The sequence below is a fragment of the Paenibacillus sp. FSL H8-0259 genome, assembly GCF_037963255.1.
Taxonomy (GTDB): Bacteria; Bacillota; Bacilli; order Paenibacillales; family Paenibacillaceae; genus Paenibacillus_AQ; species Paenibacillus_AQ phytohabitans.
Genome location: NZ_CP150147.1, coordinates 6316998 through 6328912, shown reverse-complemented (window position 1 = coordinate 6328912; position 11915 = coordinate 6316998). Strand labels below are relative to the sequence as shown.

Sequence of the window (11915 nt, the reverse complement as noted above, 5' to 3'; positions counted from 1 at the left end):
ATGCCATCCGTAGCATTTTATACTTTAGGTTGTAAAGTCAATTTCTACGACACAGAAGCCATCTGGCAGCTATTCAAAAATGAAGGTTACGAGCAGGTTGATTTCGAAGGTTCCGCCGATGTCTACCTCATCAACACCTGTACGGTGACCAATACGGGCGACAAAAAAAGCCGGCAGATGATCCGCCGCGCGGTGCGCCGCAATCCTGAAGCGATCGTCGCTGTAACCGGCTGCTATGCGCAGACCTCGCCCGGAGAGATTCTCGACATCCCCGGCGTCGATCTGGTCATCGGCAACCAGGACCGCGAGCAGATCATGACCCATGTGAAGAATATCCAGGAATCACGCCAGCCCGTGAATGCGGTCCGCAACATTATGAAGACCCGGGAGTTCGAGGAGCTGGATGTTCCCGGATTCGCTGACCGGACGCGTGCATTCATGAAGATTCAGGACGGCTGCAATAACTTCTGCACCTTCTGCATCATTCCCTGGTCGCGCGGGCTGTCGCGCAGCCGTGATCCGAAATCGATTGTCGCCCAGGCACGTCAGCTTGTGGAGGCGGGATATAAAGAGTTTGTCCTGACCGGGATTCATACCGGGGGCTACGGCGATGATCTGGAGAATTACCGTCTGGCCGATCTCTTGTGGGAGCTGGATCAGGTGGATGGCCTGGAGCGGGTCCGCATCAGCTCGATTGAAGCCAGCCAGATTGATGACAAGCTGCTTGAGGTGCTGAACCGCAGCTCCAAGATGTGCCGCCATCTGCATATTCCGCTGCAGGCCGGTCATAACGACGTGCTGAAGGCCATGCGCCGTAAATATACGACCGAAGAGTATTATGCCAAAATGCAGCTGATCCGCCAGGCGATGCCGGATGTTGGCATTACAACCGATGTTATCGTCGGCTTCCCGGGCGAGACCGAGGAGATGTTCCGCGCCGGTTATGACTTCATGAAGGCGGTCAACTATTCCGAGATGCATGTGTTCCCGTATTCCAAGCGGACCGGTACGCCTGCAGCACGGATGCTGAACCAAGTGGATGAAGAGATCAAGAATGAGCGTGTCCAGCAGCTGATTGACCTCTCTGAGGAGATGCAGCTGGCTTATGCCCGGAAATTCGTCGGCAGAACACTGTCCGTCATTCCTGAGCGTGCAGCCAAGGGATCACCGGGACGCAGCATTCAGCACGGCTTCAGCGACAACTATCTGCAGATTCTCTTCAGCGGCGATGATTCGCTGCAGGGCGAGCTCTGCGAGGTGAAGGTGACAGAAGCTGGTGTAAATGAATGCCGCGGTGAGCTTGTCAGTGTGAGCAGAGCCACAGCAGAACCGCGCCGCGCGTAAGCGTACGCAAATATGAACAACACTCAGGGGATGCCTCCAAGAGCCGGTAACGGCTCTAAGGGCTCCCCTTTTTTTGCTTCCTGATCGATAGCTGACTAGTCTACTGACCCAAACCGCCTGCCGGTATCAAGAAATCAGATCTGCTGCGTCACAGCCTCAGCTTCAGGTGCCTTGTGCAGCGCGGAACGTCCCGCCCGGGGCCTGGTGACATAGCTGCTGAGATGCCGTCCGAGAGCCATAGCCGGCTTCTCCACCCCATAATAGCTTGCTGTAGCCGCCAGAATGCTAAGAGCCAGTGTAAGCAGGCCGAACAGCCAGTAGGGGATATAAGGCTGGATGGTGTAGGCCAGAGTGAGGAATACGATGAAATGGTAGAGATAGAGACTGTATGAGATTTTACCAAGGAAGCTGATGAAGTTCAGCGAGAGCAGCTTGATCAGCTGCGCTGAAGTAAGTGCCAGGATGATGAAGAATGCCACAGCCAGAGTGATCCCATAGTCGTCGATAACGCGGTTGAACGGCAGATGAATTTTGTCGGAGAGGAGACGGGAGTAGGCATAGAGCAGGATGGCTGCGGCCAGGCCGGCCGCCTTGTACAGCTGTCCGGCACGCCGGCAGAGGCTCATCAGTTCAGCCCTGTGTTTGGCCAGCAAGGCGCCGATGATGAAGAACGGGGTGTAATAGACGGTGTCCATATATGAGGTGTGAAATCCTCTGCTGGACTCCAGGCCGAAGATATCATTGGCTGCGCTGGCCATGTTCAGCAGGAGGCAGATGAGGAGATTGAACACCAGGCCGCGCCTGAGCACAAGGAGCATCAGCAGCGGGAAAATCAGGGAGATCCTCATCTCATGGAGCAAAGACCAGATGACGGTATTGTAGGCGTTGGTATTGAAGTTGGTGAGCAGCGTCAGATGCTCGGCGATCAGCCGCAGGCTGAACCCGCTCTGCCAGAAAAAGTAGAAGAATGAACCCACTTGACTCTCTGACTTGTTATGCAGCAGGCTGGCGGCAATGACAGCAAGGATCAGGGCCGCAAGATAGGGAAGATAGATCCGGCAGATCCGTTTGATGATGTAGGCGGAATACGGGGCAGTTTTGCCACTCAGGAACGGTAGGGCGAGTACGAAGCCGCTAAGGATGAAGAAGAGGATGACGGCCTGATGGCCGCCGATGAAGATCCGGGCCGGAGAATAATAGAATACAGCCGGCAATACCGGAGCTGACTGCCACAGATGATGAAGCACAACAGACAGCGAAGCCAGTCCGCGTATGGAATCCAGTTGAGCAAGCCGCTTCATGATAATCCTCCTCTGAATTGTTATCCGCGAACCCTAATGAATGATCATACGCAATACACTGTTATAGGAAGTAGGCAGAGACTCTCGTTGAAGTAAATGCGGATGGGGAGATACATAGAGTGAGGATGTTATAAAATACCATATCGGAAATGTAAATTTCAGACAATGGTGCAAATTAGGTATTTTATCTACTTCCTTTGGCGGTTGCCTGCCGGACTAAATGTATAGATATAGAGCACAATTTTTATAGTTATAAAGACCTGAATTCAGCAGAAACTGAAAATTAACTGAAAATGGGGTAAAGACTTGGGCTCCATTTGTCGATATAGTGGAAGAGTGTGGTAAAAGGCCACCGATAATAAGACCGTCTAAGGAGAGAACAGATGACCGTGTACAGGAAAATGACAAAAACGCTCCTCATTATGATATTGCTCGTTGCTGCAGCTTTTCCGGTAAACGTCTTTGCCGCTGCTGGAGACATCAACTCTATTGAAATCGACAGCTCTGACAAAATAGAGCTAACCGTTGGCCAGACACCGAAGCAGCTTAAGGTATATGCCAATGTAGAAGGCTCTTCCTCCAAGAGGGATGTGACGGCATCCGCCACATGGACCTCCTCCAAGAATGAAGTTGTCAGCGTAATTAACGGTCAGATCAAGCCGCTTACTTACGGGACGGCAATGATTACAGCTACTTATAGTAATAATGCGGTAGATACTGTTGAGGTATCTGTTACGTATCCGTATAAAGATCTGACACTGAAACGCAGCACGGAGGGCAGCTATAAACTAGGAGACAAAGAAGCCTCACTCCTGGTTACCGCAACGGCCAAGGGCGGCGAATCAGCCACTGAAGAGAAAAATGTGACGAAGGACGCCGACTGGAGCAGCTCGAATTCAGGCGTACTGACAATTACAGAGGGTAAGATTACGCTGGTTGGCGAAGGAACGGCGACAGTTACTGCCAAGTACAAGGGATTAACCGAGACTTTCAAGGCGGTTGTGGAGCTTCCTTATTCGGCAATCATGCTTAAAGACAAAGTGAGCGGTGCGGAAGTCAAAGAGCTTGAAATGCTGGTTGGAGACAACCCGGTGCAGCTGAAAGCAGTAACCAAAGCTACAGCGGTGAGTGATGAGCTCCCTATCGAGAAAGAGGCAGATTGGAGCAGCTCAAGCGAGAGCGTAGCTACAGTAAAAGACGGCATGATTACTATTCATGGCGTGGGTAAGGCTGTCATTACAGCAAGCTACCTGGGTGTGGAACAGTCCGTTGACGTCTATGTGCGGGCGCCTTATGAAGCGCTCCTGCTGACACCATCCGGCGACCAGTCTATTTTCCTGGGAGAAAGTCTAAATGTAACGGCAAAGATGCGTAATGCGGTCAATTCGACCACGAACGAAACGGCGTCAGCTACCTGGACCTCGGACAACCTGATGGCAGCTACGGTAGTTGCCAATGTTACCGATGCCAGCAATGCTTTTGCTACAGTGACAGGCAAAGCGGTAGGAACTTCTGTCATCAAAGCAGATCACCTCGGAATCAGTAAAACCTTCAAGGTAACGGTCTATCCAACCCTGACGGAGCTGACCCTCGAGAAGACAGAACAGGAAATATACACAGCAGACTCCGCCGGCTTGCCGAAGGTAAGCGGAACGAAATATGACGGAACCAAGCTGGATATCAGCGATGAAATCGAGTGGACCTCCGCCAATGAAGAGATTGTCTCGATTAAGGACGGGAAGCTTACCGGCGGCAAGGCAGGCACAGCTACCCTGACGGGCAAGATCAAAGCAGGTGCAGTAACTGCAGGTTCTGCTACTGCGATCCGCTCCAAGACCGTTGAGCTCAAAGTTACAGTTAAGAATAAAGTGCTTGTTCTGATTGGACCGGAAGATGCACTGGGTCTGGTCATCGGTGAAGAAACGCCGCTCCCGGCGGTTCAGGCCGTACTGGAGAACGGTGATGAGCTCGATGTGACAGACACTATTGTCTGGGAACTAGGCGGAAGCAACGCGGTTCTCAAGCAATCGGCAGCTGCCAAGACCATTAAAGGTCTGGTCAAAGGCTCGGCAACACTCAAAGGAACATATTCTAATAAGACGATCAGTGTTCCGGTAACGATTGAGCAGAAGGTTGTGAAGCTTGTCGTAGAACCGGCTGTGCTTGAGATGAATATCAAAGGCTCCAAAACGATTAAGGTCACCGGATATTTTTCGAACGGCAAAACTGCGAACTTCTCGGGCGGAATGAACTGGGTATCGTCAAATCCGGAAGTTGCTTCTGTGAAGGGAACGTCAGTCAAAGCGATTACGGAAGGTACAGTAACCTTGAGCGGTTCCTATCAGGGAATTCCTGCCACCGTCAAAATCTCAGTGGTGCCGAAGCTAATGAAGATTACGGTCAGTGAGAATAAGCTGATTCTTGCTCCGGGTGCAGGCAAAAGCGTAGTTGTAACCGCACTGTATGATACAGGCAAGAGCGCTATTGTCACAGGAAACGTAGTCTGGACCAGTTCCAAACCTTCTGTGGCTAAAGTGAATTCCTCCGGGCAGATTACAGCGGTAAGCAAAGGAACCACTTCGGTTAAAGGCAAGCTGGGCACGAAGACCGTGACGGTATCAGTTACTGTGAAATAGTACAGTACTGCCTGCTATCCTTAAGCATGATCATCAGACCTGAACATTTGCCTCTGGGCGGTGTTCAGGTCTTTTATTGTGTAACAGTTTCGGATATTAATTTGCTCTCCCCTATAGTAATCCCGAGTAAACCGATGTATAATTCGGAAAAGCATAGTATAAAGTCCATTAAGGGAGATGAAGCAGGTGGCTAAGCACAAGGCATTATCCATTCAAACGATTGTGGCAATCGGCATCGGTTCGCCGTTATTCGTAATACTGGGGAGGTTCGGTTCCATTCCTTCGGGTATCCCGAATACCAACATTGAGACTACATACGCACTTCTGGCGCTGTTTGCGCTGCTGTACGGACCGGTTGCAGGGCTCTTCATCGGACTGATCGGGCACACACTGAAGGATGCGATATTCTATGGCTCCCCTTGGTTCAGCTGGGTCATCTCCTCGGGACTGGTCGGGCTGATTATCGGGCTGCTGGCAGCCAGAATAGCGATCAGGGACGGTGAGTTCGGCCGGAAGGAGATTATAGCCTTCAATTTCGCGCAGATTGTTGCCAACGCCATTGCCTGGTTCCTGGTAGCGCCGGTGCTGGACATTCTCATCTACGCGGAACCGGCTAACAAGGTCTTCACCCAGGGGCTGATCGCCGGAGCGTCCAACATCGTAACGGTGGCGGTCATCGGAACACTGCTCGCTATTGCCTACTCCAAGACAAGAACGAAACAGGGTAGCCTGAAAAGACTGCAATAATATATAATTCAAACAGAAAGGCCGGTGCCCGTCACCGGCCTTTCTGTTTGAGCGGGTCAGTTAGGATACGTAAATCAGCATATGAGGAAGGTTACCCATGAGCAAAACGGTTATAGAATTCACCGATTTCACCTTTAAATACAGGGCCCAGCAGGAACCTACACTGCATAAGATTAACCTGAAGATTCATGAAGGCGAGAAGATTCTGATTGTCGGGCCCTCCGGGTCAGGCAAAAGCACCTTGGCCCATTGCATCAATGGCCTGATTCCTTTTGCGTATCCGGGCGAAATAAGCGGTACTCTTACCGTTAAAGGGACAGACACGAAGGAGCTGGGGATTGCCGGCCTGTCGGAGGTGGTGGGGACTGTGCTGCAGGACCCGGACGGGCAGTTTGTCGGCCTGACCGTAGGCGAAGATATTGCCTTCAGTCTGGAGAATGCAGCGGTTCCGGTGCGGGAGATGCATGAGCGGGTAGAAGCTGCGGCAAGAGCGGTCGATATTCAGGAGCTGCTGACAGCTTCTCCGCAGGAGCTGTCCGGCGGACAGAAGCAGAAGACCATGCTGGCCGGGGTCCTGGTCAGTAATGTGGACGTCCTGCTGTTCGATGAGCCGCTGGCCAGCCTTGATCCCTATACGGGAACAGGGGCGATTGAGCTGATCGACCGGGTGCAGCGTGAGACCGGCAATACGGTCATTATTATCGAGCACCGGCTGGAGGAAGTGCTGCACCGGCCGGTGGACCGGATCATTGTCATGAATGAAGGATTGATTGCGGCGGACCTGCCGGCTGCGCAGCTGCTGAGTTCACCGCTGCTTGCAGAGTCAGGCCTCCGGGAGCCGCTCTATCTTACTGCGCTCAAATATGCCGGCTGCGAGATTACACCGGAGATGAACCCGCAGCATCTGGACGGGATCAGGCTGGAGACCGGAGCCGCCAGGCTCCGCGCCTGGTATGAGGCCAGTGAAGTACCGCAGGAGGAGGAAGCAGCACCTGTGCTGCTTGAGCTGCGGGATCTTACCTTTGGCTATGACAAGCAGGCGAAGGTGCTGCAGGGGTTGTCCTTCAGCGTCCGCCGCGGCGAGATGCTATGCATTGCCGGTAGGAACGGTGCGGGCAAATCAACGGTGTCGAAGCTGATTTGCGGGTTCTACAAGCCGTCAGCGGGAAGTATTCTGCTGAACGGGCGGGATCTGGCAACGGATACGATCAAGGAGCGGGCAGAGCATATCGGCTTCGTGATGCAGAATCCGAATCATATGATCTCCATGACGCTGATCTATGACGAGGTTGCCCTCGGACTTAAGCTGCGGGGCTTCGCGGAAGAAGAGATACGCGGGCGGGTACATAAGGTCCTCCGGATTTGCGGACTGTATGAGTTCCGCGAATGGCCGGTTTCAGCGCTCAGCTACGGGCAGAAGAAACGGGTGACCATTGCCTCCATCCTGGTGCTGGAGCCGGAGGTGCTCCTTCTGGATGAACCCACCGCCGGACAGGATTACCGGCACTATAACGAGATTATGGAGTTTCTGCGCGGACTCGGCAGCTCCGGGATTACGGTGATTATGATTACCCATGATATGCACCTGATGCTGGAGTACGCGGAGCGGACGATTGTGCTGGCGGAGGGCAGGAAGCTGGCGGATGCCCGGCCGGAGGTGATTCTGACGGACCGGGATATTGTGAGCAGCGCCAACCTGAAGGAGACATCACTGTTTGCTCTGGCAGTGAAGGCGGGACTTAACCAGCCTGTGGAATTTGTCCGGCGGTTTATCGAATATGACAGGGGGAACCGGCGCGGATGAAAGCTAAGATGCTAACCTATACCAAACAGGATTCTCCGGTGCACCGGTTGACGGGGGCAACGAAGCTGATTATTTTTGCCGTGTGGTCGGTCTCTGCCATGATTACCTACGATACCCGCTGCCTGCTGCTGATGCTGCTCTTCAGCCTGGCCGTATTCCGCATTTCACGGGTCCGGTTTCAGGAATATGCCTTTGTGCTCTACTTCATTCTGCTCTTCTTCCTGCTGAATCACATCGCGATCTTTGCCTTCTCACCGCTGGAAGGTACACGAATCTATGGCACCCGGCATGATCTGCTGCATCTCGCCGGACGTTATACGCTGACGGCGGAGCAGCTTTTCTACCAATTCAATATCGCTCTGAAGTATGCCGTGGTCATTCCGATGGCGCTGCTGTTCCTGCTGACGACAGATCCGAGTGAATTCGCCGCCTCGCTGAACCGGGTCGGGGTCAATTACAAGATCGCTTATTCCGTTTCACTGGCCTTGCGCTATATCCCCGACATCCAGCAGGATTATGAGAATATCTCATTCTCGGCACAGGCGCGGGGCATTGATATCTCCCGCAAGGAGAAGCTGCCTAAGCGGCTGAAGAACATCGTATCCATTCTGCTGCCGCTGATTCTGACCAGTATCGAGCGGATCGAGAAGATCAGCACCGCGATGGAGCTGCGCGGCTTCGGAACTGGCCGCACCCGGACCTGGTACCGGGCCCGGCCGTTTACCCGCAGCGACTATGCTGCGCTGTGTCTGATGGTGGGGATAGCCGCAGCCGCGACGATTATTACTTTTTATGACGGCTCGCGGTTTTATAGTATTTTCTGAGGGGGATGCTGGAAGTGGAGCTTCCGTAGAACTGCGGGGCGGATTGAAGTATAATAAGACAGTTGTAATCCTGGCCGGACGGTATGGATTAGAGCTGAAGCCGCTGCTCCAGCCTGGTCCATACGGGCAGGTAGCACAGCGGCAGTACCCCTAGCGAGCACACAACATTGAAGATGGTCTGGGCATGGGCGAGCTGTGCGGCAGGTCCGCCGCCGATCCAGGCAGAGAGTGACTGCAGCGGTCCGATGAAGGGCAGGAAGAGCAGGGCGCCGCCGACATTGAGCGCCACATGCGACCAGGCAACGAATACGCCGGACGGCGTGCTGCCGATGGCGGCGATTACGGTCGTGACGCAGGTGCCGATATTCGCGCCCAGCACGATGGCGATTCCCAGCTCCGGCGGCATGACGCCGCTGGTCGCGAGGCCCATCGCCATGCCGATCACCGCCGCGCTGCTGTGCACCATCGCGGTCAGCACGGCACCTGCTGCCAGTCCCCACAGTGCGCTTGTGGCGGCATGCCCGAGGAACCAGCGGAACAATTCGCTGCCTTCAAGGGCGGGGCCGACCGACTGCATGACCGCGATGCCCCACAGGACCAGGGCGAAGCCGGCCACCGCGAGGCAGATGAATTGCAGCGGCCCCGAGATCCGGCGGCAGGCTTCAACCAGCCGCCATGCCTGCGGGGATAGCTCGCCGGCCATCACTGCGGCCGCCCAGAGGCATAGCGCGGCGGCCAGCAGCGGCGCTGCCAGTGTGCTGATCTGCAGGCTGATCAGCTCTGTAGTCAGGCAGGTGCCGATGTTGCTGCCGAGGATAATGCCCAGCGTCCGGGCATAGGTCAGCAGCCCGGCATTGACCATACCGATGGTCAGCACGGTTACGGCCGTGCTGCTCTGCAGCAGCGCGGACAGCAGGCTGCTGGCAATCAGGCCTTTGGCCGGCGTAGAGGTTGCCTTATGCAGACTCCGGGTTAGCAGCGGGCCGGCGAGCCGCGACAATGAGGCTTCCATCACCTTCATGCCGGCGAGAAAGATGACAAGGCCATAAATGACAGGGAACAGCAGGTCACGGATCATAAGGACAGGCTCCTTTTTGGACGGGGGTTGTACACCAATATATGAAGGCATTGCATGGGACATGTATACAAATCGAGCTACAAGAACAGGGAGTTGAAGTCATTGGCATCGGTAATTCTGGAACGAAACCGTAAGAAAAGACTGGAACAGGGACATCCGTGGGTCTACGCCAGCGAAGTAGCCTCGGTAGACGGGGAGCCGCAGGCAGGGGGACTTGTGGATGTGCTGAATCATCAGGGGCGTTATCTGGCCACAGGGTATTACAATCCGGCCTCGCAGATCCGGGTAAGAATTCTGTCGCAGAGTAAGCTTGCGGCGATGGACACGGTATTTTTTGCCGGCCGGTTCGCAAGCGCTCTGCAGCACAGGGAGCGTTTCCTGCCGGGTGCGGATGCTTACCGCCTGGTGTATGGGGAAGCGGATTTCCTGCCGGGGCTGATCATCGACCGCTTCGGGGAGGTTCTCGTCGTACAGCTGCTGACGCTGGCGATGGATCAGCACCGCTCCGAGATTGTGGAAGCGCTGGTACAGGTTATGGCGCCGCGCGGCATTTATGAGCGCAGTGACGTCAGCGTCCGCGAGCTCGAAGGCTTAGAGCAGACCACAGGCGTGCTCTACGGGGAATGCCCGCGCCACATCACGGTAAGCGAGAATGGATTGAAGGTTATCGTCGATATTGAAGAAGGTCAGAAGACAGGCTACTTCTTCGATCAGCGCGAGAACAGAGCCTCCATCGCTCCGCTCATGAAGGGCTGGGGCGGGCGCAGCGGAATCACGCTGCAGGAGGTAGCGGCAGAGGACGGATCACTCCAGACGCTGCCGGTCAACAAAAGCGGTAAGCCGGTCACCTTCCCGTTCTGGGACGGCGCAACCGTGCTGGAATGCTTCGCGCACACCGGCAGCTTCACCCTGCATGCCTGTAAATACGGCGCCAAGAAGGTAACCTGCCTTGATGTGTCCGCGCATGCGATTGAGAGTGCAAAAGCCAATGTGGAGATCAACGGATTCACCGACCGGGTGGAATTTGTAGTGGATGATGCGTTTGCCTTCCTGCGCAATCAGGTTAAGGGGCTGGAAGAACGCTCTGAGCGGGCGACAGGTCCGGCGGCAGAGAGCAAACCCGGCGCTAAGCCGGCTGCCAAGGCGGATACCGCGAAGCCGATGACAGCAGGCGGCGGACGTACCTGGGATGTCGTTATACTTGATCCGCCCGCTTTTGCCAAGACCAAAAGTGCTGTAGCAGGCGCTGTCCGCGGCTACAAGGATATCAATCTGCATGGCATGAAGCTGGTCAATGAAGGCGGATATCTGGTTACGGCCAGCTGCTCGTACCATATGCAGCCGCAGCTGTTCCTGGAGACCATCCAGGAAGCGGCCAAGGATGCCGGCAAAGTGCTCCGGCTGATCGAGTGGCGGGCCGCAGGCAAGGATCACCCGCAGATCCTCGGCGTGGACGAAGGGCATTATCTGAAGTTTGCCATCTTTGAAGTGCGCAGCAAATAATGATGTTAGTTCAAGCCGGAAGGCTTGTCTTGAGAGTCTCAGCTACTGAGGCTCTCTTTTTTTCTTACAGGGAAGTTGCTGTGCACTGTAGCGGGGAACCGTCAGCAGAGCGAAGCGGACTGAGAAGCTCCTATTTCTCCAAAAAACCTCAGAATGGGGCTTAAGCGGACTGAGACCGTTATGTTGCCGGCTGGATTCCATTAGCAGCTCTGACTGGTCCCTTAGCGGAATCTGAGTCCGTTTGCCCGGCGAATCCGCCTGATCTGCTCATATAACGGAATTTCAGTCCACTTCCCGGGCTGGGGATCATGAACTACGTAGCGGAATCGCGCTGGGTGCTGCCCTGCACTTGAGCCGGAATCAGCAGAGGAGTGACTCTGCTGATTTAATTGGATTTTCTCCATCTAATGAACCGGTTTCTACTTCCGGATTGATGCTAGATGGATTTATGACACTTAATTCTGCGGCTATCCCGGTTATATATCCGATCCGGCTAAATAATACACTCCATCCAGGCTCTCCCGACCAGCCGATCCATGGCTCCGGGAGAGTCTTCTTTGTTGTTGACCTTGGTTGCTGTGGCCTTTAAAAAAGCGGCAGGTATTTGCAAACAATGGCAAACGTACGTTCTGGAGCGCGCGGTGGAGGTATGCTATACTATTGGGACGAGATTATTCA

8 protein-coding genes are annotated in these 11915 nt (G+C 54.5%); 6 read left to right on the top strand and 2 right to left on the bottom strand.

Annotated elements, in window-relative coordinates:
• Nucleotides 1–1344: a tRNA (N(6)-L-threonylcarbamoyladenosine(37)-C(2))-methylthiotransferase MtaB gene (gene mtaB, locus NSU01_RS27205; protein ID WP_042139448.1), complete on the top strand. Its 1344-nt coding sequence runs from the start codon at nt 1–3 to the stop codon at nt 1342–1344.
• A gap of 134 nt (nt 1345–1478) precedes the next feature.
• Here mtaB and NSU01_RS27200 read toward each other — a convergent pair whose 3' ends face one another.
• Complete coding sequence (locus NSU01_RS27200; protein ID WP_042139447.1) at nt 1479–2645, bottom strand: acyltransferase; 1167 nt, start codon at nt 2643–2645, stop codon at nt 1479–1481.
• Nucleotides 2646–3028: 383 nt separating this feature from the next.
• Here NSU01_RS27200 and NSU01_RS27195 point away from each other — a divergent pair, with 383 nt between their 5' ends.
• The 4 genes from NSU01_RS27195 (at nt 3029) to NSU01_RS27180 (ending at nt 8656) form a co-directional block, all read left to right on the top strand.
• Nucleotides 3029–5281: an Ig-like domain-containing protein gene (locus NSU01_RS27195; protein ID WP_076245040.1), complete on the top strand. Its 2253-nt coding sequence runs from the start codon at nt 3029–3031 to the stop codon at nt 5279–5281.
• A gap of 177 nt (nt 5282–5458) precedes the next feature.
• The gene (locus tag NSU01_RS27190) at nt 5459–6028 is read left to right on the top strand and encodes an ECF-type riboflavin transporter substrate-binding protein (protein ID WP_076245038.1); all 570 of its coding nucleotides are present in this window, start codon (nt 5459–5461) and stop codon (nt 6026–6028) included.
• 97 nt (nt 6029–6125) lie between these two features.
• On the top strand, nt 6126–7832 hold the full coding sequence (locus NSU01_RS27185; RefSeq protein WP_076245036.1) for an ABC transporter ATP-binding protein: 1707 nt from the start codon (nt 6126–6128) through the stop codon (nt 7830–7832).
• Nucleotides 7829–8656, top strand: coding sequence for an energy-coupling factor transporter transmembrane component T (locus NSU01_RS27180; protein ID WP_076245033.1), 828 nt, complete (start codon nt 7829–7831; stop codon nt 8654–8656). The genes NSU01_RS27185 and NSU01_RS27180 overlap by 4 nt, the downstream gene beginning before the upstream one ends.
• Nucleotides 8657–8744: 88 nt before the next feature.
• On the opposite strand, the gene NSU01_RS27175 is transcribed toward NSU01_RS27180, so the two are convergent.
• A complete protein-coding gene (locus NSU01_RS27175) occupies nt 8745–9734 on the bottom strand; it encodes a Na/Pi symporter (RefSeq protein WP_076245031.1) in 990 nt (329 codons plus the stop codon).
• A gap of 102 nt (nt 9735–9836) precedes the next feature.
• On the opposite strand from NSU01_RS27175, the gene NSU01_RS27170 reads away from it, so the two are divergent.
• Nucleotides 9837–11237 (top strand): class I SAM-dependent rRNA methyltransferase, encoded by a 1401-nt coding sequence (locus NSU01_RS27170; RefSeq protein ID WP_042141546.1) that lies wholly within the window; start codon nt 9837–9839, stop codon nt 11235–11237.
• Nucleotides 11238–11915: the final 678 nt, after the last annotated feature.